Raw genomic sequence first — 23,133 nt, 5'->3', positions numbered from 1 at the left:
CTGTGGGTGCGGGCTTGCCCGCGAATGGGGCCGCAAGGCGGCCCCGGCTTCCTCAGGCCAGTTCCTCGGCCTCATCCTCGCGCACGATGGCCTTCACCTCGTCGCGACGGCTGATGTATTTCCAGTCCGCCTCGTCGATGTAGATGCCATTCGGTCCGCTGCCACCTTCCAGGTCGATCGCCACACGTGCTGACACCTGCGGCTTGACGCTCGCCAGGATCGGCACGAAGCCCAGTTGCTGGCTGGTCTCCAGCAGCGCGGCCTGGTTGCGCTCGTCGATGTCTGCGGCCTCGTCGAGGTAGTAGGGCAGGCGGATGCGTCCGGCCAGGTCGCGGTCCATCAAGTGCAGCAACAAGTACATGTTGGTCAGCGCCTTGATGGTCATGGTGGTGCCGTTGGAGGCGGCGCCGTCGATGTCGGCGTGGATCACCGGCTGGCTGTTGATCTTGGTGATCTCGAAGGCTAGTTCGAACAGGTCCTTCAGGCCCAACTGGTTGTGGTTGGCTGCCACCAGTCGCGCCAGGTATTCCTTGGCCTCTTCGTTCTTGTTGTCCTGCTCGGCGCTTTGCGTGAGGTCGAACACCGACAGGGTTTCGCCTTCCTCGTACTGGCCGGCGCTGTGGATGATCTGGTCGATGTGCTTGAGCGCTTCCTTGTTCGGCGCCAGCACTACGCGGAAGCTCTCCAGGTTGGAAACCTGGCGTTTGTTGATCTCGCGGTTGAACAGCGCCAATTGGTGTTCGAGGCTGTCGTAGTCGCTGCGGATGTTGCGCAGGGTCCTGGCGATGTCGGTGACCGCCGCGCGCCGCGCCTTGGCCAGCGTCAGCGCCTCTTCGGTGCGGTGCGAATAGGCGTTGATCAGCAGTTGCAGGCGGCGTTCCATATCGTCTTCGCTGTCGAACTTGGCCACGCCTTTGAGGCGTACCTGGGCGTACAGCGCCTCGATCTGGTTATCCACGCGTTGCAACGCTTGCCAGCTGTCCTGGTAGTCGTTGAGCAGCGGCAGCAGGTTGTCCATCGAGTCGTCGATGGCCTCCATGAACGGCGTGCCGAACGGCAGGTCGGCTGGCAGCAACTGGCGACGGCGCAGGGCGTCGTCGAGGGTGCGCTGCTTGGCTTCCAGGTCGGCGATCTGGCGGCCCACCAGTTGCAGCTTGGCCGACAGTTGCTGGACGCGCTCGGTGAAGGCGTCGCTGGAGCGCTTGAGCTCGTCCTGGGCGGCTTCGAACTGGGCCAGTTGCTCGAGTTTCTCGGGTTCCTCGGCGCTCAGGGTTTCGCTGCGGCGGAAGTCTTCCAGGGCTTTTTGGGCATCGAGCACCTGCTGGTACAAGGCCTCGGCCTGGGCCTTGCTGGCGGCGCGGTCCAGGGCCACCGACTGCTGGGTCTTGAGCTGCTTGAGTTCTTTTTCCAGGCGCTCTTTCTGGTCGCGCAGGGCGGCGCGATCAGCCAGCGCCTGTAGGGCAGGCGGGTCGATGTGGGAGATATCGATGGACAGCCCCGGTACTTCGAAGCGTTCGCCCTTGAAGCGGTCGAGCACGCCTTCGAGGGTTTTCACCCAGACATCGCTGTCGTCCAGCTCGATGCCGCGTTCGCCCAGCGGCAGGCTGAACAGCGCACCGTTGAACAGGCGCATGAGGCGATCGACGTCCTGCTGCGAGAACTCCTCGCGCAGACGTGCGTAGCTGTTGTTGTCGGCGTGGTCGAGCTGCTGCTTGACCGCCTTGACGCGTTTTTCGAGGTCGCGCACGCGCTCGTCGAGGTCTTCGGCGGAGAACTGGCGCGATTGCGCCAGGGCGCCGGCCAGCTCGTCATGCGCGTCCTTGGCCGCCAGCAGTTGCTGCTCCAGGACCTTGACGTCCTCGACCAGGGCGAAACGGTGCTTGAGCACCGCCAGCTCGCCCAGCCAGCGCTGCACGCCGGTGATCTCGCGCTCCAGGCGCATCAATTCCTGGGTGCCGCCGCGCTGATCGTTCTGCAGGCGATCCTGCTCGCTGCGGTAGTGTTCGGCCTGGATGGTCAGCTCTTCCTTGCGTGCCATGCCGTATTCCTGCCAGGTGCCCAGCAGGTTGTCGAGCACCGGCGAGATGCGGTGCAGTTTGCCGCGCAGGATGTCACGTTGGGCCACGCCGCCAGCCAGGGCCTCGACCAACGGGCCTGCGGCAACCAGAGCGTTGTAGTCGCCCTCCATGCGGCGCACGTCGCGGAACGCTTCCTCGCAGGCGGCGATGTAGTCGACGCTGCCCGAACGCAGGCTGTGCTCGAAGGCATCGAGGAACAACTGCTTGAGCTTGGCGGCGGTGATCTCGCGCATGTGCAGCAGGTTGATGAACAGCGCGCGGAAGGTCTTCAGGCTCTGTTCGCTGGTCGAGCGCAGCGGAATCAGGGTGAGGTCCAGTGGCACCGAGGTGTGCCCGCCGACCAGCAGCCGGCGCAGTTCGTCCGGCTTGAGTTCATAGGCTTTGAGCCCATGCTGCTCAAGGTTGGTGAACAGCTCTTTCTGGCGCAGGCAGGTGTCGTTTTTCTGGTAGTGGGCCAGGTCCAGTTCGCCCTGGTAGGCAAAGAACTGGTGGCCGAAGCCGCCGCCCGGGCCACGCCCGACCACGCCAATCACGTGCGGGCCGTGGGGCAGGTTCAGTTCGCAGAGGATGTAGCTGGTGTCGCTGGCGAAGTAGAAGCGGCGCGACTGTTCCAGGCTGTACTTGCCGAAGCTCATGTCCGACATGCGCGCCAGGATCGGGAATTGCAGCGCGTTGATCGACGCCGATTTACCCAGGTTGTTGGCACCATAGACCGACAGCGGGTGTTCCAGGGGGAACAGGCCCAGGCTGTAGCCGGCGGTGTTGAGCAGTGCGAAGCGGCGAATGCCGTAGCGTTCCTGGCTCATGCGTCAATCTCCTGTTGCTCTTCGCGGATCGCCCGGGCCAGGGCGTCTTCTTCGCTCTCTTCGCCGTCGAACGGCGACAGGTCCAGCGGATCGTCGGTGCGGTTGAGTTCTTCGGGGGTCTCTTCGACCACCAGCACCGGGACTGGCAGCGGCAGGTCGCTGTGCAGCGTGGCAGCCAGGTCGCGGTCCTGCTGCACCGATAGGCATACGTCGAGGAAGCGGTGCATCGGCGGCAGGAAGCGGTAGATACCGCCTTCTTCATGGGCGAAGCCCAACTGGGTCATGCGGCGCAGGATCTTCTCTTCGAGTTCCTCGACGCTCTGCACTTCGGCTTGCAGGAACAGGTCGCGGTACTTCTCTAGCAGCGAAGGCAGCTCGTCGCGGCCGATACTGCCGCCGTCGAGCACGGCCATTGGGTCGCGGCCCTGGTCGGCGAGGTGCTCGACCAGGATGAAGGTGAACAGCGACAGGCGCTGGGCGGTCTTGTTGACCTGCGCGGCAGCCTGCTCGGGGACGAAGTAGTAGAAACCACGGGTATCGCAGACCAGCTCGAAACCGAGCGCCTTGAACAGGGTGCGGTACTGGTCCTGGAAGTTCGACAGCTGGGCGTACAGCTCCGGGTCGCGGCGGCTGACGTGGAAACCCTTGAACAGCTCGCGGAAGATCGGCGCGAGCTGGGACAGTTCGGAAAGATCAAGATGCATTGGCTGGGCTCGCGGTGGATTCGGTGGCAGCAGGTTTTGGCTCGCGGCTGGACGTCAGGGCGAAGGAACGCAGGCTGACCATATGTTCGCGGGTGAGGTATTGCTGGCGATCGAGGCGTTCGCGGCTGAAGCGCTTCTCGCGCGACAGGCGCGAGAACCAGTACAGCAATTCGTCGGTGGCGCCTTCGGGCTCTTGCTCAAGCAGCCAGACCATCAGGTCCGGCAGCGGCAAGGCATCTTCGCAGCGTTCGAGCATTTCCTTGACCGTGCGCGGCGCACGCGGCAAAGGGCCTTTCTGCGTCTTGTGCGCCTTGGGGAAGCGCGCAGGCTTGGGCTCGAAGCGGGCCAGGGCGTAGACGTAGGCCTCGACCTGGCTGGCGCTGCCGAGGAAGGTGCTCTGCGGGCGGGTGAACATCGGCATGGCCGCCTGCGGCACGGCATCGATGCCCTTCTTGCGGATCACCGACAGGGCCAGCGCCGCGCCACGGGTCACGGCATTGTGCCGACGCGCCTCTTCGCGCAACGGCAGCAGTAACTCGCGGGCATGGCGCAGAGTGAGCTGGGCGCTGGTCTGCATCTCGAGGATACGCGCGTGGGTACGCAGCAGCATGTCGTCGTCGACCAGGTGCCCCAGTCGTGCCTGTTCGCCCAGCAGGCGCAGCAGCACGGTCTCGACCTTGCGCACGCCCTGCTCGAAGGCGCCGTCAGCGTTGACCAGCTGGATCATCGGCTCGACGTATTCGTCCCAGGTCGCCAGGACTTCGGCGTAACGCTGGCGCAGCGGGATCTGCCGGTTACTGGTCTTGGCCCGTTCGGCCACGGCAATCAGCGCTTGCTCGTCGTTGTCGAGCTTCTTCAGTACATCGCGTACGCGCATGTCGAGCAGGCGCAGTTGGCGCGCCAAATCGTCGCTGTCGCGGTTGTCGAAGGCATCCTGAATATGCCCGGCCAGGCGCTCCAGGTGGCGCAGGTAGGCTTCGATCTCCAGGCACAAGCCCAGGCGGTGCTCGCGGCGCAGATAGGCGAGGAAATCGTGGATTTGCGCGTTGAGTTCGAAGCGGTTCGGGCTCTTGGCCACCGGGACCAGGATGTCCAGGCGAATCCAGATGTCGAGCAGCTGGGTAATGTCCTGCGGGGTGCTTTCTACCTGCTGTCGGGCCAGTTGCTGGCGTAGCTCGATCAGGCTCAGGGTGCCCTGGTCGAAGCGCTCGCACAGCGGCTCGATCAAGGCCCAGTGTTCGGCTAGGGCGCGCAGCACGCGCTTGGGTTCGATCATTGGCGGGTCGACTCGTTGCCAAATAAAAGGCGCGATTGTACTGCATCCGAGGGGGAGGATTTCACCCCTTGGTCTGTAATGGGGGATTACCCTGGTTTGTGTGGGGGATTCACTGGCCTCTTCGCGGGCGTGGCGCCGTCCGTCCGGCTGGTACGGTACCTGTGGCAGCCGGCTTGCCGCGAAGAGGCCGAAGTTGCCGATAAATTTCCGTCGCCCCATTGCGGCGCTATGCCGCCAACGGCGTTAGAATGCCCGCCTGATTTCGCCCACCCGGATATCCACCCCTTGCTGATCGAATCCCGTCGCCGCGCCTACCTGTCTGCCATGCAAGTGGTGCACTGGCTGCCGCGTGCCGAACTGCCATTCGCTGCACCTTCGCGCCCGGAGCTGCTGCTGCCGGTGGCGCCGGTCGAGGATGTGGATTTCGAGGTGCGCCCGCAGGCTCCGGCTGCGACGCCTGCTGAAGCGCCCCAGGCGCGTACGCTGGAGCGGCCGAAAATCGAGGTGCCTCGCCCTGGCGTGGCGAAACCTGCGGTCAAGCCGGTGCAAACCGAGCAGCAAGCTCCTGCGCCGCGTCCGGTGCGTGTGCCGCCGCCGCGTTTCGCCCTGCAACTGCTGCGTGCCGGCAGTTGCCTGATACTGGTGGAGCTTGCCACCGGCCAGCCGTTCCAGAGCCGCGACCCTTCGTACCTGCTGCTCAAGGACCTGCTGCGCGCCGCCGGCCTGCCGGATGCGCCGCAGTTGGTCGGCGAGCCGGTGCGTTGGCCGTTGCTGGTGCGCGGCAACCTGGACCAGGGGCCGGAGGCAGCGCGGGACTTCGTGCAAGGCTTCATTGCCGCGCGCCTGGAAGACGCCCCCTGCACCTGTCTGTGGCTGGTTGGCCTGCCGGCCGTGCGTTTTGCCGGCCAGGCCGATGCGGATGCCTATTACCAAGAACTCAAGGTCGACCTGCTGGGTGACGCCTGGGCGCTGCCGGGTCTTGAACTGTTGATGGACGAGCCGCAGCGCAAGGCCCACGTCTGGAAAGCCATGCGCCAGCTGATGGCGCGCTGGAAGCGTGTAGATGAGTGACTCGATCAGTTTCCGCCCGGCCACCGAAGCGGATCTGGATGCCCTGCTTAAAATCGAATATGCAGCCTTCAGCCATCCTTGGACCCGGGGCATCTTCACCGATGCCCTGAAGTCCTACGAAGTGTGGCTGATGTTCGAAGGCCAGCAGCAGGTCGGCCACGGTGTAATCAACGTGATCATCGATGAAGCGCACCTGCTCAACATCACCGTCAAGCCGCAGAGTCAGGGCCGCGGTCTGGGCCTGCGCCTGCTCGAGCACCTGATGGCGCGGGCCTACCAGCTCAATGGGCGTGAGTGCTTCCTGGAGGTGCGGGCCAGCAACCAGTCGGCGTATCGCCTCTACGAACGCTACGGTTTCAACGAGATCGGCCGACGTCGCGACTATTACCCGCTGGCGGGTGGTCGTGAAGACGCGCTGGTGATGGCCTGTACATTGCTCGAAGACTGATTGCGGTCGCGTGAACCGCTTGCAGTCGGTTCAATCTGCCCGGCTACGCTTGAGCGCATGTTCGGCCAGTGCCCGGCTCATCTGGGCGTTGTGCGCGGCGTTGACCAGCATCCCCAGGCCGGGCTCGCCGGCCATGGCGCAACAGTATTCGTCGATGGTGTCCTCGACCCCACGCATCAACTGAATGGCGTGGGCCAGCGCATCTGCGCCGGGCATATCGTCGTTGATGGTGAAAAAATCACGGTTGGGTTTGCCAGGGTGCGGATCGGGGGCGGGCTTGCTCATGATGCTTCTCCTGTTCAGGGGAAAGGCCGCTGGCGTGGTCCCTCTCACGGGACAAGGGGTGGCAACCGCAACGCGGGGTGAGAGACCGGCGAACAGACAACTCCGGCAGGCATGAGCCTCCCGCGCACGGTAGCCATTGAGAGCGGTGCTTCTGTTTCGTAGGGCATTTGGTGACGACCCGAGGAAGTTAGCCCTGAGAACCTTTAGCGACAACGGAGAAGCTTCTTTGGCGCGCGTAGGGTAATTCCCAAGGCCGGCAGTCATGAAGCATTTGGTTTCAGGTTCGGCAATGCCCATGGGCACGCCTGCGTTTCTGTGGGCGCAGCGTTGTGTCGCGATGGGCCACAAGGCCGCCCCCACAGAGGTTGGAGTCAGGCATCAAGGAAGCGGGATGCTCAGATGCTCGGCTCGATCTCCACCGGTTTGCGCAAGTCCCTCAAGCTGCGCGTCACCACGCCGGTATTGCACTTGGCCGCTGCCTGATCGGGCGTCATCTTGCGTATGCTGCGGTAGAACAGCTCGCAGGTCTGTTTCTTCTGGGTCACCTGCCATTTGCCGGTGCAGGCCTGCAGGGTCAGCTTGGCGTCGGCCTGCGGGTTGCGGCCCATGCCGGCTTGCCAGCAGGCGGCCGACAAGTCCTGGCCCATCATCTTCAGGCCGGCAGCATCGGCCTTGTCCTGATCGCCGCCGTTGTTTGCCGGGTCGGCGGCGTACCAGATGGCGCTCGGGTGGTTGGCGCCGAGTACCGGCACCTGGGCGGCGCCTGTTTCAGGGCTGATCGATACCAGGCCGAGCACGTCCAGCTTCGGCCCATATTGTTGTGCGATCCACGCACGCACCGGCGCGCCGAAGGCGACCATCGGCAGCGCGGTCCTACCGTTGTGGGTGAGGGCCATCTCCTTGACCATGCGCAGTTGATAGTCGCGGAAGTAGTCGTAGGTGCCTTCCAGGGTGCTGCCTGCACTGGCAGGGGCGGCGATGGGGGCGATGTCGATGATGGTCTGGTAGGCCGGGGTGCTGGCCGCCTCAACGCCGTTGAAGGTCAGTAGCTCGGCCCAGCGATCGGTGGTATTGGACTTGAGGTAGTCCTGATAGCGGGTCAGCGAATAGTCCGGTGGGAAGTGCAGCAGCTCGATGCTGCGGCGTTGTTCCAAGGCCATCCCCAGGGGCAGGAACAGGTACCAGTCGTAGGACCACTTGCCGTCCTGGTTCAGCTTGCTGGCGCCTTGGTAGGCCAGCTCGCCAGTGTCGAGCAGCTTGCGCAGCGGCTCGGTGTACCCGTCGGGCACGCCGCTGATGCGCGCCCGCAGGGTGTCGTGTTCACGCTCGACCTTGACCTGGGCGGTGCTGTAGCCGTCGCGCTGCACGCTCTGGGTCAGGTAGTGTTCGACGGTCTGCTCCAGCGTCCAGGCCCGGTAGCAGATCACGTGGCAGTTGTTGGGGAAGGCGAACAGGCGAGTGACGCGCTGCGCGTCACCGAGGTCGATCTGCGCATCGGCGCAGGCCAGGCTGCTGAAGGCGAGGGCGGCCAGGCCGGTTGCTGCAATCTTGTGCATGCTTAACTCCTTGTGTGTGGCCGCCAGAACGGCGGGCGACCTATGGTGGATGAAGAGGTGGTCGAATGAAAAGTGCCAAGGCATGGCTACTGGCCATCGGCTTGGCCGGGGCGCTCTCGGCCCAGGCTGACGAGCGTGATCTACGGCGCTTCGCCGCGTGGGCCGGGGATCATGAAACCGGTGCGTTTCGCCAGATGCTGGTGCAGGCGCGGCTGTACGGCGTGGTGCCGATCCATCAACTGCTGCGCTCGGCGTCGGATTGGCGCAAGTGCCGCGCCGAGCCCTTCGCAGTGCCGCCGGCCAGCCAATGGCCGGCAGTCCGCTCGACCGTAGCGTTGTTGAAAGTGCTCGGTGAGCAAGGCGTCTTACGCGAGTACGAGGTGGTCTCGGCTTACCGTGACGGGCCGCTCAATCGCTGTGCGGGCGGGGTGCCGGGCAGCGCGCATCTGCGCGCGTTCGCCGTCGACCTGTTGCTGGCGCCAGGGGCAGACGCCACGCGGCTATGCCAGTTCTGGCAGCGGCACGGGCAGGCGTGGAACATGGGGCTGGGGCGATATCCGTCAGGGCGGATTCATATCGATACGGCAGGCTATCGCACATGGGGCGGCGCGACGTTTTGCCCCAGGCCCAGCTGAGTCAGGCATACCTGGCATTCGTTGGTGACCCAGTCGGCGAAGCGTTGACGCTTGCCGTTGTCGTGCAGTGGCTGAGGGCTGAGCAGGTGGTAGCTGGAGCCGTCGCGCAGAAATCCGAACGGTGCTTCTAGCTGAGTGCTGTGCAACTCGTCGCTGACCATCAGCGCCGAGGCCATGGCCAGGCCAAGCCCGGCGCTGGCCGCCTGGATCGACAGGTAGAAGTGCTCGAAGTCGCTACGTGATGGATAGCTTGGGGTTTGCCCGCCCAGGCGTTGCCAGGTGGCCCAGGCACTGGGGCGGGTGGTGCTGTGCAGCAGGCGCTCGCCGGTGGCGCCTGGCGTACGCACCGGGCCGATCCATTCATCGCAGATCTTCAGGCTGTGCAACTGGCGGTCCCACTCGAAGTCATCGCGGCGCAGCGCCAGGTCGATGCCTCCACGGGCGAAGTCCACCGGGCCACCTGCGGCGACCAAGTGCAATTGCACGTCCGGGTGGGCGGCGTGAAAGCGTGGCAGGCGCGGTATCAGCCAGCGCATCGCGATGGTTGGCTCGCAGGAGAGTACCAGCACGTTGTCGTGAGGTGGCTGGCGCAGGCGCTGCACGCTGTCTTCGAGTTGCTCGAAGATCGCCCGTGTGGTGTCGTGCAAGTCGCGACCGGCGCGGGTCAGGTGCACGGCGCGGTTGCGCCGCTCGAACAGCGCCACGCCGAGGTCCTCTTCAAGCAGACGAACCTGACGGCTGACCGCGCCGTGGGTGACGTGCAGTTGTTCGGCGGCGCGTACGAAGCTTTCGAGGCGGGCGGCCAGGTCGAAGTAGCGCAGTGTGGCAAGTGGCGGCAGTTTGATCATGAGCGGGCGCAGTGGCGGGGGTATGTGTGAGTAAAACTAGCAGGTTTGCGCGACTATAAATCGATTTTTCCTGGCAGCGCTGGCCTCGATACTTTCACTTCAGTCAGTTTTCATCGAGGAATATTCGCTGTGCACGAACTCATCGCAGTTGCCCTGTTCACCCTGCTGGCGGTCATCAGCCCCGGCGCCGATTTCGCCATGGTCACTCGAAGCAGCTACGCCCAGGGACGCAAGGCCGGGCTGGCTGCCGCCGTGGGCATCGCCCTGGGCGTGCAGGTGCATGTGCTGTACACGGTACTGGGCATCGCCTTGATCATCCGCCAGAGCCCGGCCTTGTTTCTGGGTATGAAAGTGCTGGGGGCGGGTTATCTGATCTACCTGGGCTACAAGTCGCTGACCAACACCACCCGGATCAGCCTGCAGGGGCAGTCCCAGGGGGAGTACGCAAGCCTCGTCCAAGCCTTGCGCAGCGGATTTCTGACCAATGCCTTGAACCCCAAGACCATGCTCTTCGTGGTCAGTGCCTATACCCAGGTGGTGCAGCCGGGCAGTGCGCTGGCGCTGAACTTTGCCTACGGCGCATTCATGTCGCTGGCCCACTGGTTGTGGTTCAGTCTGGTAGCGGTGTTCTTTTCGAGCGGTGCGCTGCGCCGCGCGATGATCGAGCGCCAGGTGCTGGTGGATCGGGTGATCGGTGCGGCCTTGATCGGGCTGGGGGTGGCCGTCGCAGTGGCGGGGGTGCGCTAGTGCCCTGTCTCGGAAATAAGCGGCTCACTTTTGGCAGCGCCTTGGCCGAACACCCAAGCCACTCGCCAAAAACGAACGTATTTCCGAGACAGGACGCTAGGACTTTCACGCGCACAAATAAAAAGGGCTTATCTTTCGATAAGCCCTTTTGAAATTGGTGGCTACACAGGGACTTGAACCCCGGACCCCAGCATTATGAATGCTATGCTCTAACCAACTGAGCTATGTAGCCAACTTGGCGCGCATTATTAGCTCGAAACGCTAAGCTGTCAACACTCATTCCAAAAAAAATTTCCAACCTTTCAAAAACTTAGCCGGGCAGCCCACGTCAGTAAGCGACCAGCCAGTGGCCAAGTACGCCTTGCAGGCGCAGATGTTGTTCGCTGGCCAGCCGCGCCAGGCTCTGGGCCGGGTTATCCAACGTGAAATTGCCGTTGATGCGCCGGGCCGCGCTGTGCTCATCGAGCAGCCACACCCGCTGACCGTGGTAGCCCGCCAGGCGCTCCAGCACTTGACCTAGCGGCATGTCGCGGGCGACCAGCTGGCCGCGCCGCCACGCATCGGCGGCTCCGGCATCGATCTTTTGCGTGGCGTTGATACGCATGTCGGTGAAGGTCACCCGCTCGCCGGCATTGACCATACGCTGGTCGCCGCCCAGGGATACCGACGCCTTGCCGGCGAGCACCACCAGTTCATCGTGGTCGCGGTAGCGGGCAATTTGCAGCCGCGTACCGAATACCTGGATGCGCGCGTCGTCCACTTGCACGTCCATGGCCCGGCCGTCGAGCATCACTTCCACGTACACCTGACCTTGTATCAGGTGCAGCAGACGGGTACGTCCACGCAGGTCGACGTTCATGGCGCTGGCACTGTCCAGGTGCAGGGTGGAGCCATCGGCCAGGCGCACGCTACGGCGTTCGCCGCTGTCGGTGTGCAGCTCGCAGCTCAGGCGCTGCAGCATGGGCCAGTAAAGTGAGGCCAGCCCCGCCAACAGTGCCAGGAAGGCGGCACCCAACCACAGTCCGACACGGCTGCGGCGCAGTGCGGTGATCCGCGGGCGCGGCCGGGCAGCAGGGGCCTGTACCTGTTGCCAGTAAGCTTCGAGCTGGGCATAAGCGTGTGCGTTCAGCGGGTCCTGACACCAATGGCCGAAGGCTTGGCGCACGGCCTCGCTGCAACCGGGTTGGCGTAGGCGCGAGAACCAGTCCAGGGCTTCCTGCTCGGGGTCGGGCTGCTGCAAGGCGGGCATCGGGCTCATGGATCGGGCTGCTCGCAAGGTCGGGGCGGGTAGGCCCAGCGTTCACAGGGGGAATAGACAGAGGATGCTAAATATATTGAGAACCATTTACAAGTGCGTGTCGGATGGAAGGTCGGCGGGGGAATAAAAAGGTAGCTTCGTATCTATTCGTTTCAGGATAATCGGATCCCAACCTGCGCACGGACTCCTAGCCCATGGCTAACAGCAGTACCTCGACCCTCCCCGGCAGTTCCTCGGCCAGCCCGCTGGTGATGCGCATCATCACCTTCTGCGCCCTGGCGCACCTGATCAACGACCTGATCCAGTCGGTGCTCCCGGCGATCTATCCGATGCTCAAGGCCAACTACGACCTGAGCTTCACCCAGATCGGCCTGATCACCCTGACGTTTCAGGTCACCGCCTCGCTGCTGCAGCCGTGGGTGGGGCTTTTCACTGACAAGCGTCCAACGCCCAACTTGCTGCCACTGGGTACCCTGTGCACCCTGGTGGGGATCGTGATGCTGGCATTCGTCGGCAGCTTCCCGATGATTCTGCTGGCCTCGGCGCTGGTGGGCATCGGTTCGTCGACCTTCCACCCGGAAACCTCGCGCATCGCGCGGCTTGCGTCGGGTGGGCGCTTCGGTCTGGCCCAGTCGACCTTCCAGGTGGGTGGGAACGCAGGTTCCGCGTTTGGCCCGTTGCTGGCCGCAGCCATCGTCATTCCGTTCGGCCAGACCCACGTGGCGTGGTTCGGCCTAGCGGCGCTGTTCTTCTTCGGCGTGACCTTGATGCTGCGTCGCTGGTACATCGAGCATCTCAACCAGGCCAAGGCGCGCAAGGCAGTGCAGGCGAGCCACGGCATCTCGCCACGGCGCGTCAAGTTGGCGCTGGTGGTGTTGGGCCTGCTGGTGTTCTCCAAGTACTTTTATATGGCCAGTTTCACCAGCTACTTCACCTTTTACCTGATCGAGAAGTTCCAGCTTTCGGTGGCCAGTTCGCAACTGCACCTGTTCCTGTTCCTCGGCGCAGTGGCCGCCGGCACCTTCTTCGGCGGGCCGATTGGTGATCGCATCGGGCGCAAGGCGGTGATCTGGTTCTCGATTCTTGGTGTGGCGCCGTTCACCCTGGCGCTGCCGTATGCCGACCTGTTCTGGACCACCGTGCTGAGCCTGGTGATCGGTTTCATCCTGGCCTCGGCGTTCTCGGCCATCGTGGTGTATGCCCAGGAACTGGTGCCGGGCAACGTGGGGATGATCGCCGGGATCTTCTTCGGCCTGATGTTCGGCTTCGGCGGGATCGGCGCGGCGCTGCTGGGGTATGTGGCTGATCTGCGCGGCATCGAATACGTGTATGGCGTGTGTTCGTACCTGCCGTTGTTCGGGCTGCTGGCGGTGTTCCTGCCGTCTACTGGCAAGCGCTGAGTGCTGCACCGCTGCCTCTGTAGGGGGCGATCTTGCATGAGGCTGAAATCCTGGGGCTGCTACGCAGCCCTTTCGCGGCACAAGGCCGCTCCTACAGGGGGCCCAGGTCGGGCACTGTAGCGGACGATGATTGACGCGGTGCAAGCGCCTGCCCTAGAGTGCCTGCACCATTTCCCCACCTGCGTAGTTCAAGCGATGCGCCGTATCGATGTGTTCAGCTCCCCCCGCCAGCCTGTCGCCCCGACAGCGCGCCGCGCGTGGCCGAGCGACACGGTGCTCAAGCGTCGGCGCAGCGTGCTGTTTGCCTTCACCTTCTCGCCACACCTTGCCCTGAACTGATCCGCGCCCCTGCGTGCCGCGTTTGTCCCGCGCCATGGCGGGCGCCTGTGTTCGAACATCTTTCAGCGGTTTTTCAGCCGGCCAGGGCCCTGTGCCCCTGCGCGCCGGCTTGCAAGGAGTGGTACATGAACATGCGTTTGCTGGTCGGCCTTCTGTTCGCCGTGTCGGTGGTGGGTTTCAGCCTGGGGGCGAGCCTGCCACTGGTATCGTTGCGCCTGCACGAGGCCGGTGCCGGCACACTTGAAATCGGCATCATCTCGGCGATCCCCGCAGCGGGGATGATGCTTTCGGCGTTCATGGTCGATGCCTGCTGCAAGCACCTGACCCGGCGCGTCATCTACCTGCTGAGCTTCAGCCTGTGCGCTATCAGCATTGCCGGGCTCGAATGGGCTTTCGACTCGCTGTTGTGGCTGGCCGCGCTGCGTCTGGGGTTGGGCATTGGCATGGGCATCGCGATCATTCTCGGCGAGTCGTGGGTCAACGAGCTGTGCCCGGAGCACAATCGCGGCAAGATCATGGCCCTGTACGCCACCAGTTTCACCGGCTTCCAGGTGCTCGGCCCGGCGCTGCTGGCGCTGCTGGGCGCCGACAGCCCGTGGTTGGTGGGTGTGGTCAGCGCCTGCTATGGCCTGGCGTTGTTGTGCATTCTGTTCACCGTGCCCAACGACCATGTCGCCCACGCAGAAGGCGAAAAGAGCTTCGGCCTGGGCGGCTTCTTCCGTGTGGCCCCGACGCTGTGCGTGGCGGTGTTGTTCTTCTCGTTCTTCGATGCCGTAGTGCTCTCGCTGCTGCCGGTGTACGCCAGCAGCCACGGTTTTGCCGTGGGCGTGGCGGCGCTGATGGTGACAGTGGTGTTCGCCGGCGACATGGTTTTCCAGTTGCCGCTGGGATGGCTGGCCGACCGGGTCGAGCGCACTGGGCTGCACCTGGTTTGCGGGCTGGTGGCGATGAGCATCGGTATCGCCTTGCCGTGGCTGCTGCAAGTGACGTGGCTGCTGTGGCCGCTGCTGGTGGTGCTGGGCGCGGTTGCAGGGGGCATCTACACCCTGGCGCTGGTGCTGATTGGGCAGCGTTTCAAAGGCCAGGACCTGGTGACCGCCAACGCCAGCGTCGGTTTGCTGTGGGGCGTGGGCAGCCTGGTCGGGCCACTGCTCAGCGGCGCGGCGATGGACGTGGCCCCACATGGCCTGCCCATGGCGCTGGCGTTGATGGCCGGTGTGTTCGTGTGCTTTGCCCGTCAGGCCTATTGCCGCTCGCGCCGTCAGGCGGCGTCGATGCTCACCCAGTAACGCGTGCGGTAGTCGATGCGCACCGGCAGGCTGCGCGCAATCAGCAGCAGGATCTGGTCGGTGTCGGCCAACTGGTAGGTGCCGGACACCCTCAGCCCGGCAACCGCCGCAGCGCAGCGTACAAGGCCTGGGCGGTAGCGCGACAGCTCGTCGACGAACTCGCCCAGGGGCATCTGCTGCACGCTCAGCACGCCTTCCGTCCACCCCCAGGGATCCGCGCGCAGGTGGGCGGGTTGGACCTTGCCCTGGCGGGAAATCTGCAGTATTTCGCCCGCTATGACCGGCTGCTCGGCTACCGAGGCGGGGAACAGCGTGACCTCGCCCCGGCGCACCGCCAGCAGCATACCCGAGGCGTTTTCCCGCAACAGCAACTGGCCGCCCTGGGTGGCCAGCGCGCCTATTGGCGTGTCGATGCGAAACGGGCGGTTGTCATTGGCGTTGCTGTCCAGGCTGATTTCACCCTGCACCAGGGTGAGCTGGCGCAGGTTGGCGCTGTAGCGCAGATCGATGGCGCTGTCGGTGTTCAGGTGAATGTGGCTGCCGTCGTTGCCTTGCAGTTCGCGGCACTCGCCCGTGGCGGTGGTGCTGTCGGCGAGCATGGCCGACAGGCCCAGCGGCTCACGCGCGGTCCAGCCAAGCGTACCGGCCGCGGCCAGCAACGACAGGAACTTGAGATGCTCACGTCGGCCCATGCGTCGGCGTTCGCTGCCGGCGAGGGTGCGTCGGCTGAGTTCGCCGGGCAGGCTGGCCAGTTCGTCGCCCAGGTCGCTGACCCGTTGCCAGGCCAGCGCGTTGTGCGGGTCGGCGGCCAGCCACTGCTGGAACTGCCGCTCAAGGCACGGCCCTGGTTTGTCGTAGCGCAACTTGACCATCCAGTCGATGGCTTGGTCGACGCGCGCCTGGGAGGGGGCTTGATCAGGCATCGGCATAGCGCAACCGATAGCAGACGCCCAATGCCTTGGTCAGGTCGCGTTCGACGGTAGCCCGCGAAACGCCCAGGCGCAGGGCAATCTGCGGCAGGCTTAGGCCATCGAGCTGCGCCATGAGGAAGGCTTGTCGGGTACGCGGCTTGAGCCCCTGCAACGCGTGGTCGAGGCGCTCAAGGGCATCGAGCAGCAGCAGCCGATGCTCTGCGCTTGGCGCTTCGAGTTCAGGCAGGCTGGCCAGGCTTTCGAGGTACGCTTTCTCCAAGGCGCGGCGGCGGTACTGATCGATCATCAGGCCGCGCGCGATACTGCTCAGGTAGGCCCTGGGTTCTTTGAGCGGCGATATCTGGCGAGCTTTGAGCAGGCGCACGAAGGTGTCCTGGGCCAGATCGGCGGCCTGCTCCCGGCAGCCGACCCGTGCGCCCAGCCAACTGCGCAGCCAGCGGTGATGGGCGTGGTAGAGCAAATCGACCTCGGCCGGTTTCAGCGTGTCATCGATCTGCATCGTCGGAAGCGCCTTGCCTGGAGAATGTGATTGTTAATTGTTCTCAATTCTATGCGGGCGGTATGGCCAGATCAACGGTATGCCAAGGAATCACCGCGCAAGATCCAGGGTTTCACCGATAAACGGTTGGACTAGGCTTGTCCCTTTACCTGTGTGCGACACCTTCGATGATCCTTGCAGACCTTGCACCGCAGGCCCTGGAAGACGGCGCCTGTTTTCTTGCCAGGCAAGATCCCGACTGGGCGCGGCATATCGCCGCGATCGGACCATGCCTGCACGCCGCCACCCCAGGCCGTGAGCCTTATGAAGCGCTGGTGCGGGCAATTGCCTACCAGCAGTTGCACGCCCGGGCAGCGGAGGCGATTCTTGGACGGCTGCTGGCGATGTTCCCCGCGCAGGCATTTCCCAGCCCCGAACAACTGCTCCAGGTGACCCCGCAAGTGATGCGCAGCTGTGGCTTTTCGGCGAGCAAGGCTGCGACCCTGCATGGCATTGCCCAGGCGAGCCTCGACGGCATCGTGCCCAGTCGGGCACAGGCGTTGACTCTGTGCAACGAGGTATTGATCGAGCGCTTGGTGAGCCTGCGTGGGGTCGGGCGCTGGACGGTAGAGATGCTGCTGATCTACAGCCTGGAGCGTTCGGATATCCTGCCGGTGGATGACTTTGGCGTGCGCGAGGGGTATCGGCGCATGAAGGGGCTGAGCAAGGCCCCGACACCTGCGCAGATGCGGGTGCTGGGGCAGGGCTGGAGCCCGTATCGGACCTTGGCGGCGTGGTATCTATGGCGGGCCTGATAGGGCAGTCGATAAGGATCTGCGATGCCGACGTAGAGTTACTTGCAAGAATCGGAGTGATCGCGCCAACCTGGCCTGTCAGGCTGAGCCTATCGTTACCCACAGAGGCCATCATGAACCGAGCCTATACCACCGACGCCGAGCGCTGGCATGCCGTGCAGGCCCGTGATGCCGCAGCCTGTGAGCATTTCGTGTATGCCGTGCGCACCACTGGCGTGTACTGCCAGCCGGCCTGCAAGGCACGCTTGGCCAAGCGCGAGAACGTCGAATTCTTCGACGCAGCCGAGCAGGCCGAGGCTGCCGGCTACCGGGCTTGCAAGCGCTGCATGGCCAGCCCTAGGCGCACCGACCTTGTGGCCCAGGCCTGTCGTTTGATCGAGGCGCAGGACATCGCCCCCAGCCTCGATCAGTTGGGCGAAGCGCTGAACATCAGCCCGTTTCATCTGCATCGCCAGTTCAAGGCCGAGACCGGCCTCACCCCCAAGGCCTACGCTTCGGCGTTCCGTGCCCAGCGCCTGCGTGAACGCCTGGGCGCTGCTGACAGCGTCACCGAGGCCATCTACGACGCCGGCTACAACTCCAACAGCCGCTTCTACGAAAGTGCCGGCGAACGCCTGGGCATGCGCCCGCGAGAGTACCGCGCAGGCGGCACCGGGGCGGTGATCCGCTTCGCCCTGGCTCAATGCGCGCTGGGGGCGATCCTGGTGGCGCAGAGCGAGCGGGGTATCTGCGCGATCTTGCTGGGCGATGAGCCTGAAACGTTGCTCAACGAGCTGCAAGATACCTTCCCCAAGGCGTGCTTGATCGGCGGCGATGCAGCGTTCGAGCGTCTGGTGGCCGAGGTGATCGGATTTGTCGAAGCCCCGGCGTTGGGCCTGGCGCTGCCGCTGGACGTGCGAGGCACGGCGTTTCAGGAACGGGTCTGGCAGGCGCTGCGTGAAATCCCACCTGGCACGCGGGTCAGCTACACCGACATCGCTGAGCGCATCGGCGCACCCAAGGCGGTACGCGCCGTTGCCCAGGCCTGCGCGGCCAACACCCTGGCGGTGGCGATCCCCTGTCACCGCGTGGTGCGTCGCGACGGCGACCTCAGCGGCTATCGCTGGGGCATCGAGCGCAAGCAGCAGTTGCTGGACCGAGAAACGGCATCCTCCTGAGCGCACGGACCGCGTAGAATTCACGCCCTGTCGAGTTGTATAGAGGAAGTTTCGATGAGGCGTGTCAGCCTTAAGCGATTTTATGTGGGGATTCTGGCCGTGTTGTTGTGGGTGGTCTCCCCAGCCTGGGCCGCGCCGGCTACACCGGTATCGCGCCTGGCGGTGGCCGAACAGCAGGTGTTGGACGAGAACGCTAGTCTGGAAGACCTGAGTGAACGGCTCGACCAGATCCGCCAGGGCGTCACCAGCAACGCCAACGATGATCTGCTGGCGCAGTTGCGCCAGTCGGCCTTGCAGGTGCAGCGCCAGGCCGATGCGCTGGCCACCCAGCGCACCGCCGATGTGCAGCGTTTGGACGACCAGCTCAACGTGCTCGGCGCGCCGTTGCCGGAGGAGGCCGAGAGCCTCACCCGCCAGCGCAAGCAACTGACGGATGCGAAAAACGCGGTGCTTGCTGAGCAGAAGGACGCCACCACGCTGACCCAGTCGGCCCGCGACCTGTCCACACAGATCGTCAACCTGCGCCGCAGCCTGTTCAACTCGCAGATCACCAGCCGCGCCGCCAGCCCATTGAGCCCGGCATTCTGGTCGAGCCTGATTCGCCCTACCGACGATGACGTGGCGCGCCTGCGCGATTTGCGTGGGGAAGTCGCCGACGCCGTGGCCAGCGCTTTCAGCCCCGAGCATCGCTGGCTGTTCCTCGCCGCACTGGTCGCGGCGGTGCTGGTCTGGACCCTGGTGCGACGGCTCTTCGAGCGCCTGCTGGCCGATGCCATGATTCGCTGGCTGCCCGAGGGGCGCCTACGCCGCAGTGCCCTGGCACTGAGCGTTGCCCTCGCCACCCTCGGCACCATTGCCGGTTCTGTGTCGCTGCTGCGCTGGGGGCTTGAGAGCAGTGCCGAGCTGGGCACGGACCTGGCGAGCCTGACCAATCACATTCTGACCCTGGTGGTGTTCAGCGCATTCATTTCGGGCCTTGGCCGCGCCATGCTGATGCTACAGCGCCCGTCCTGGCGCCTGCCGCCGATCCCTGACCAGGTGGCAAGCGCATTAGCTTGGTTCCCGCAGGTGCTGGCGCTGGCGCTGATGGTGCTGCTGACCCAGGAACGTATCAACAGTGTGATCGGCACCAGCCTGGCGCTGACCCTGGCCACCAATGGCCTGACCGCGTTGGTGGTGTCGCTGTTGTTCGTCACCGCCCTGGTGGGCTACCGCCGTACCCGCCGTGCGCATGGCCTGGAGCGGCCCAAAGGCTTGGCTGGGTTGATCCCGTTCGTGATCGTGGTGTGGGTGCTGGCGATACTGCTGACCCTGCTGACGGGCTACCTGACCTTGGCGTACTTCCTCACGGCCAAGCTGCTGTGGGTCAGCGTGGTGACCACCTGCGCCTACCTGCTGACCAGCGTGTTCGGCGACGTGTGCGAAACCCTGCTGTCGCCGCGTCAGCCAGGTGGCCTGGCGCTGGCCTCTGCGCTGGGGTTGCAGCAACGTCACCAGGCCCAGGCCAGCACGGTACTGGCCGGGATCGGGCGTACGCTGCTGCTGTTCGTCGCCGCACTGCTGGTGTTCATGCCTTCCGGCACCAGCCCTGGTGAGCTGCTGATGAGCCTGTCGGACTGGGATGGCACCGGTGGCAAGGTGCTTGGCAACCTGAACATCGTGCCCCAGGACATCTTCCTGGCGGTGGCGATCTTCCTCGGCGGCTGGTTCGCGATCCGCGTGGTCAAGCGCTGGCTGAGCGAGCGTCTGTTGCCAGAAACCGACATGGACGCGGGCATGCGTGCCTCCTTGGTGACCCTGGTCGGTTACCTCGGCTTCCTGTTCCTGGCCATGCTGGTGATGTCCACCTTGCACATCAACCTCACCAGCCTGACCTGGGTGGTCAGTGCGCTGTCGGTGGGTATCGGTTTTGGCTTGCAGCAGATCGTGCAGAACTTCATCTCGGGCCTGATCCTGCTCACCGAGCGTCCGGTCAAGGTGGGCGACTGGGTGAGCCTGGCCGGTGTGGAAGGTGATATCCGTCGCATCAACGTGCGCGCCACCGAGATCCAGATGTCCGACCGCTCGACGGTGATCGTGCCCAACTCGCAGTTCATTTCGCAGAACGTGCGCAACGTGACCATGGCCAATGCCCTGGGCGTGGTCGGCATCACCCTGACCCTGCCGTTGGAGACTGACCCTGCGAAAGTGCGCGAGGTATTGCTGGCGGCGTACAAGGAGCACGACAACATCCTCGATGCACCGGCCAGTTCCGTGACCTTCAAGGACTTGACCAGCAGTGGCATGGTGATAGCCGTCAGCGGCTACGTGGCATCGCCACGCCAGGTGTCTAGCACGCGCAGCGACCTGTTGTTCACCATCCTTGGGCATTTGCGCGACGAAGGCATCGCCCTGTCATCGCCAGCGAGCATGGTGTTGTTGCAGGACAGTACGAAGCCTGCCGAGCCTACGTAAATCCTGTGTGCCGGGCCGCTCCTACAGCGACTGTGTTGCATCAGCGTGATCAGTGCTGCTTGGCTTTGTGGATCCTCAGCAGGATCACCAGCAGCACCAACACCGAGTTGATCACCTGCGCCGCATCGGGGCGGGCGCTTCGGGGCAGCAGCGCCTGGCAGGCAGCATGGCCGCCGAGCAGGGCGATGTGAAACACATGGGCTGGGCCGTCGAAATACAGCGACGGGCGGGCGTGCAGTTCGTTGTGCAGGGCGATGCGTTGAGGGTGCATGAAGGTCCGGCCTGGTCTTGTGATTATTGGGCTGCCAGGAAGTGGGACTCTGCGGCAAGGGGGAAAAATCACCGGATCGATCGAGGGAGCGGCCTGCTCCCTCGGGTGGCGTGCGTGTGGATCAGCCGCCGTTGCGTTTCAACGCATGTTCGGCCAGTGCCAGCCCCATCTGCACATTGCGCGCGGCGTTGACCAGCATGCCCAGGCCGGGTTCGCCGGCCATGGCGCAGCAGTATTCGTCGAGGGTGTCTTCGATGCCGCGCATCAGTTGGATAGCGTGGACCAGTGCCTCGGGGGCGGGCATGTCGTCGTTGATGGTGTAGAAGGGGCGGTTTGGGGATGTTGGTGGTGATGAATCGGGTACAAACTTTTCCATTGTGAATCTCCCAGATTGGTCAGGAGCTGCACGCTGATCCCTCTCACAGGATTGGGTGGCAGCTGGACGCGGGGTGAGAGACCGGAGACCTGGGAACCCGGCCAGGACGAATCCTGCCCGCGTACAGCTGCCGCAAAGGCTGCAAACCAGATATCAGGCTCTCACACCCGGTCGCCGAAACGGCGACTCGGGGAAGTTAGTCCTGCTGGTGGTTTTCGACAATTCAGACACGTCGGCAGCGCGCGTAGGGTAATTCCCAAGCGATCTAGCTTTGAAGCACTTTGTTGCGGGTTCGGAAATGTCTGACAGCTAGGTCTGATTTGCCACCGACCGACCCTGTGTTCGTCGATAGCCTTGCATCGCCTGTGAGATCGAGCGCCGCCCGCGCGGCGCTCGATCTCACAGGCGCCTAAACCCTTTCGGCGAACACCTGCCGGTCTCCCCGAGCCCGTGAAAGGAATACCTACAAACTCACCCCAAACACCGCGTCACATGCTTCACCGACTGATACCCCGAAAGCCCCCAAGGCCCAAGCTCGCGGCCGATACCACTGCCCTTGGTGCCGCCCCACGAGGTCTCGACGAATACCGCCTGGATCGAGTTGATCCACACATGCCCCACCTCCAGCGCATCGGCCACGCGCTCGGCACGTTCCAGGTCGGCAGAGCAAACCGTGGCCACCAACCCGAAGCGGCTGTCGTTGGTCTGGGCAATCGCTTCGGCTTCAGTGGCAAAACGCCGGGCGCACAGCACTGGGCCGAAGATCTCTTCGTTCCACAGGCGGCTGCTCTTTGGCACATCCACATACAGCGTAGGGCTGACGAACCAGCCATTGCGGTCCAGCGACGTGCCGCCTGCCAGGCACTGCAAGCCTTCTTCGCGGGCGGTGGCGAAATAGCTGGCCACCTTGAGCCATTGCGCCTGGCTGGTCAGCGGGCCCATGTCCACTTCTTCGACCAGCGGGTTGCCTACCCGCAGTTGCTCCAGCGCAGCTTGCAGGCGTGCTAGCAGGGTCTCGGCGATACCTTCTTGGACCAGCAGCCGAGAGGTGGCCGAGCACATTTGCCCGGCGTTCCACGTGATGCCGGCGACGATCCACTCCACCGCCTGATCCACGTCGCAGTCGTCGAACACCACGATTGCCGACTTACCGCCCAGCTCCAGGGTCACCGGGCGGCACTGCGCGGCGGCGGCGCGCATCACCTGGCTGCCGACGCCGTTGCTGCCGGTGAACGAGAGCTTGTCCAGGCCGCTGTGGCCGCTTAGGGCGGCGCCGGTCTCGGCTTTGCCATTGACGATGTTCAGCACGCCACCGGGCAGGCCCAGCTGCTCGGCGATCTGGCCGTAGACCTGCTCGATCAGCGGGGTTACCTCGGAAGGCTTGAGCACCACGGTGCAGCCAGCGGCCAGGGCCGGGGCGAGCTTCCAGGCGCTGGTCACCAGCGGGAAGTTCCACGGCACGATCAGGCCGACCACGCCCACCGGCTCCAAGCGGGTGCGCGCGCTGAAACCTGCGGCGGCCAGGGGCACGTCGCGGTTCTTGGCCGGCAGTTGCTCGGCCAGCTCGGCGTAGTAGGCGAAGGTGGCGATGGCGTCGTCCAGGTCGATCTCGGCCTCGTGGCGCGGTTTGCCGTTGTTGCGCATTTGCAGGGCGATCAGGGCCTCGCGGCGCTGGCCGAGCTGTTCAGCGAAACCCCGCAGGTAGGCGGCGCGCTCGGCGGCGCTGACCTGCTTCCAACTGGCCAGGGCGCGGCGCGCGGCGGCTACGGCCTGATCGACCTGGGCGCTACTGGCGGCCATCAGTTCGGCGAACGGCTGACCGTCAGCGGGGTTGTGGACAACGATGCAGTCGTTGCCCTGGCCTTCGACCCAACGGCCGTCGATGTAGTGAGGAGTGGTCATGAACAGAT

At 64.4% G+C, this 23,133-nt stretch carries 21 protein-coding genes, 1 tRNA gene and 1 pseudogene; 10 read left to right on the top strand and 13 right to left on the bottom strand.

Going from position 1 to position 23,133, the window contains the following annotated elements; all coding sequences use genetic code 11:
- Nucleotides 1-52: 52 nt before the first annotated feature.
- From mksF to mksB, 3 genes are read right to left on the bottom strand one after another with little or no spacing between them, the layout of a single operon-like run.
- Nucleotides 53-2,884, bottom strand: coding sequence for an Mks condensin complex protein MksF (gene mksF / locus FEM01_RS08775; protein ID WP_138219032.1), 2,832 nt, complete (start codon nucleotides 2,882-2,884; stop codon nucleotides 53-55).
- Nucleotides 2,881-3,588, bottom strand: a complete 708-nt coding sequence (mksE, locus tag FEM01_RS08770) for an Mks condensin complex protein MksE (protein ID WP_138219031.1) — start codon at nucleotides 3,586-3,588, stop codon at nucleotides 2,881-2,883. The genes mksF and mksE overlap by 4 nt, the downstream gene beginning before the upstream one ends.
- Nucleotides 3,578-4,864, bottom strand: coding sequence for an Mks condensin complex protein MksB (mksB, locus tag FEM01_RS08765; RefSeq protein ID WP_138219030.1), 1,287 nt, complete (start codon nucleotides 4,862-4,864; stop codon nucleotides 3,578-3,580). The genes mksE and mksB overlap by 11 nt, the downstream gene beginning before the upstream one ends.
- A gap of 285 nt (nucleotides 4,865-5,149) precedes the next feature.
- On the opposite strand from mksB, the gene FEM01_RS08760 reads away from it, so the two are divergent.
- Nucleotides 5,150-5,935: an energy transducer TonB gene (locus tag FEM01_RS08760; protein WP_138219029.1), complete on the top strand. Its 786-nt coding sequence runs from the start codon at nucleotides 5,150-5,152 to the stop codon at nucleotides 5,933-5,935.
- The gene (gene rimI / locus FEM01_RS08755; protein WP_138219028.1) at nucleotides 5,928-6,383 is read left to right on the top strand and encodes a ribosomal protein S18-alanine N-acetyltransferase; all 456 of its coding nucleotides are present in this window, start codon (nucleotides 5,928-5,930) and stop codon (nucleotides 6,381-6,383) included. The genes FEM01_RS08760 and rimI overlap by 8 nt, the downstream gene beginning before the upstream one ends.
- Nucleotides 6,384-6,413: 30 nt before the next feature.
- On the opposite strand, the gene FEM01_RS08750 is transcribed toward rimI, so the two are convergent.
- Both FEM01_RS08750 and FEM01_RS08745 read right to left on the bottom strand, forming a co-directional pair.
- Nucleotides 6,414-6,668, bottom strand: coding sequence for a hypothetical protein (locus FEM01_RS08750; protein ID WP_138219027.1), 255 nt, complete (start codon nucleotides 6,666-6,668; stop codon nucleotides 6,414-6,416).
- A gap of 395 nt (nucleotides 6,669-7,063) precedes the next feature.
- On the bottom strand, nucleotides 7,064-8,224 hold the full coding sequence (locus FEM01_RS08745) for a hypothetical protein (protein WP_138219026.1): 1,161 nt from the start codon (nucleotides 8,222-8,224) through the stop codon (nucleotides 7,064-7,066).
- A gap of 65 nt (nucleotides 8,225-8,289) precedes the next feature.
- On the opposite strand from FEM01_RS08745, the gene FEM01_RS08740 reads away from it, so the two are divergent.
- Nucleotides 8,290-8,859 carry a D-Ala-D-Ala carboxypeptidase family metallohydrolase gene (locus FEM01_RS08740; protein WP_138219025.1) on the top strand — a complete coding sequence of 190 codons (570 nt, stop codon included), beginning with the start codon at nucleotides 8,290-8,292 and terminating at the stop codon, nucleotides 8,857-8,859.
- On the opposite strand, the gene FEM01_RS08735 is transcribed toward FEM01_RS08740, so the two are convergent.
- Nucleotides 8,814-9,704, bottom strand: a complete 891-nt coding sequence (locus tag FEM01_RS08735; RefSeq protein WP_138219118.1) for a LysR substrate-binding domain-containing protein — start codon at nucleotides 9,702-9,704, stop codon at nucleotides 8,814-8,816. The genes FEM01_RS08740 and FEM01_RS08735 overlap by 46 nt on opposite strands.
- Nucleotides 9,705-9,836: 132 nt before the next feature.
- Between FEM01_RS08735 and FEM01_RS08730 the strand changes: the two genes are divergently transcribed.
- The gene (locus FEM01_RS08730; RefSeq protein ID WP_138219024.1) at nucleotides 9,837-10,454 is read left to right on the top strand and encodes a LysE family translocator; all 618 of its coding nucleotides are present in this window, start codon (nucleotides 9,837-9,839) and stop codon (nucleotides 10,452-10,454) included.
- A gap of 155 nt (nucleotides 10,455-10,609) precedes the next feature.
- On the opposite strand, the gene FEM01_RS08725 is transcribed toward FEM01_RS08730, so the two are convergent.
- A tRNA-Met gene (locus tag FEM01_RS08725) sits at nucleotides 10,610-10,686 on the bottom strand.
- Nucleotides 10,687-10,782: 96 nt separating this feature from the next.
- Nucleotides 10,783-11,712 carry a FecR family protein gene (locus FEM01_RS08720; RefSeq protein WP_240791738.1) on the bottom strand — a complete coding sequence of 310 codons (930 nt, stop codon included), beginning with the start codon at nucleotides 11,710-11,712 and terminating at the stop codon, nucleotides 10,783-10,785.
- 194 nt (nucleotides 11,713-11,906) lie between these two features.
- Between FEM01_RS08720 and FEM01_RS08715 the strand changes: the two genes are divergently transcribed.
- The 3 genes from FEM01_RS08715 (at nucleotide 11,907) to FEM01_RS08710 (ending at nucleotide 14,740) form a co-directional block, all read left to right on the top strand.
- Nucleotides 11,907-13,112, top strand: a complete 1,206-nt coding sequence (locus tag FEM01_RS08715; protein WP_138219023.1) for an MFS transporter — start codon at nucleotides 11,907-11,909, stop codon at nucleotides 13,110-13,112.
- A 195-nt stretch (nucleotides 13,113-13,307) separates the two neighbouring features.
- Nucleotides 13,308-13,451: a hypothetical protein gene (locus tag FEM01_RS24155; RefSeq protein ID WP_171030921.1), complete on the top strand. Its 144-nt coding sequence runs from the start codon at nucleotides 13,308-13,310 to the stop codon at nucleotides 13,449-13,451.
- Nucleotides 13,452-13,576: 125 nt separating this feature from the next.
- Complete coding sequence (locus tag FEM01_RS08710; protein ID WP_138219022.1) at nucleotides 13,577-14,740, top strand: MFS transporter; 1,164 nt, start codon at nucleotides 13,577-13,579, stop codon at nucleotides 14,738-14,740.
- On the opposite strand, the gene FEM01_RS08705 is transcribed toward FEM01_RS08710, so the two are convergent.
- Complete coding sequence (locus FEM01_RS08705) at nucleotides 14,713-15,669, bottom strand: FecR domain-containing protein (RefSeq protein ID WP_138219021.1); 957 nt, start codon at nucleotides 15,667-15,669, stop codon at nucleotides 14,713-14,715. The genes FEM01_RS08710 and FEM01_RS08705 overlap by 28 nt on opposite strands.
- Entirely contained in the window at nucleotides 15,656-16,171 is a 516-nt protein-coding gene (locus FEM01_RS08700) for a sigma-70 family RNA polymerase sigma factor (protein WP_138219020.1), read from the bottom strand. The genes FEM01_RS08705 and FEM01_RS08700 overlap by 14 nt, the downstream gene beginning before the upstream one ends.
- A gap of 167 nt (nucleotides 16,172-16,338) precedes the next feature.
- Here FEM01_RS08700 and FEM01_RS08695 point away from each other — a divergent pair, with 167 nt between their 5' ends.
- The 3 genes from FEM01_RS08695 (at nucleotide 16,339) to FEM01_RS08685 (ending at nucleotide 20,576) form a co-directional block, all read left to right on the top strand.
- Nucleotides 16,339-16,965, top strand: a complete 627-nt coding sequence (locus FEM01_RS08695; RefSeq protein WP_138219116.1) for a DNA-3-methyladenine glycosylase family protein — start codon at nucleotides 16,339-16,341, stop codon at nucleotides 16,963-16,965.
- 113 nt (nucleotides 16,966-17,078) lie between these two features.
- Entirely contained in the window at nucleotides 17,079-18,122 is a 1,044-nt protein-coding gene (ada, locus tag FEM01_RS08690) for a bifunctional DNA-binding transcriptional regulator/O6-methylguanine-DNA methyltransferase Ada (protein WP_138219019.1), read from the top strand.
- A 54-nt stretch (nucleotides 18,123-18,176) separates the two neighbouring features.
- A complete protein-coding gene (locus tag FEM01_RS08685; protein WP_138219018.1) occupies nucleotides 18,177-20,576 on the top strand; it encodes a DUF3772 domain-containing protein in 2,400 nt (799 codons plus the stop codon).
- A 118-nt stretch (nucleotides 20,577-20,694) separates the two neighbouring features.
- Here FEM01_RS08685 and FEM01_RS08680 read toward each other — a convergent pair.
- From FEM01_RS08680 to FEM01_RS08670, 3 genes and pseudogenes are all read right to left on the bottom strand, one after another.
- Nucleotides 20,695-20,847, bottom strand: a pseudogene (locus FEM01_RS08680) (DUF3422 family protein); the annotation flags it as partial.
- A gap of 121 nt (nucleotides 20,848-20,968) precedes the next feature.
- The gene (locus tag FEM01_RS08675) at nucleotides 20,969-21,223 is read right to left on the bottom strand and encodes a hypothetical protein (protein ID WP_138219017.1); all 255 of its coding nucleotides are present in this window, start codon (nucleotides 21,221-21,223) and stop codon (nucleotides 20,969-20,971) included.
- Between the two features lie 471 nt (nucleotides 21,224-21,694).
- A complete protein-coding gene (locus tag FEM01_RS08670; RefSeq protein WP_138219016.1) occupies nucleotides 21,695-23,125 on the bottom strand; it encodes an aldehyde dehydrogenase family protein in 1,431 nt (476 codons plus the stop codon).
- Between the last annotated feature and the right edge of the window lie 8 nt (nucleotides 23,126-23,133).

It is taken from the genome of Pseudomonas mosselii (assembly GCF_005796105.1).
GTDB lineage: Bacteria > Pseudomonadota > Gammaproteobacteria > Pseudomonadales > Pseudomonadaceae > Aquipseudomonas > Aquipseudomonas mosselii_C.
This window is presented reverse-complemented; position numbering and strand designations above follow the sequence as displayed.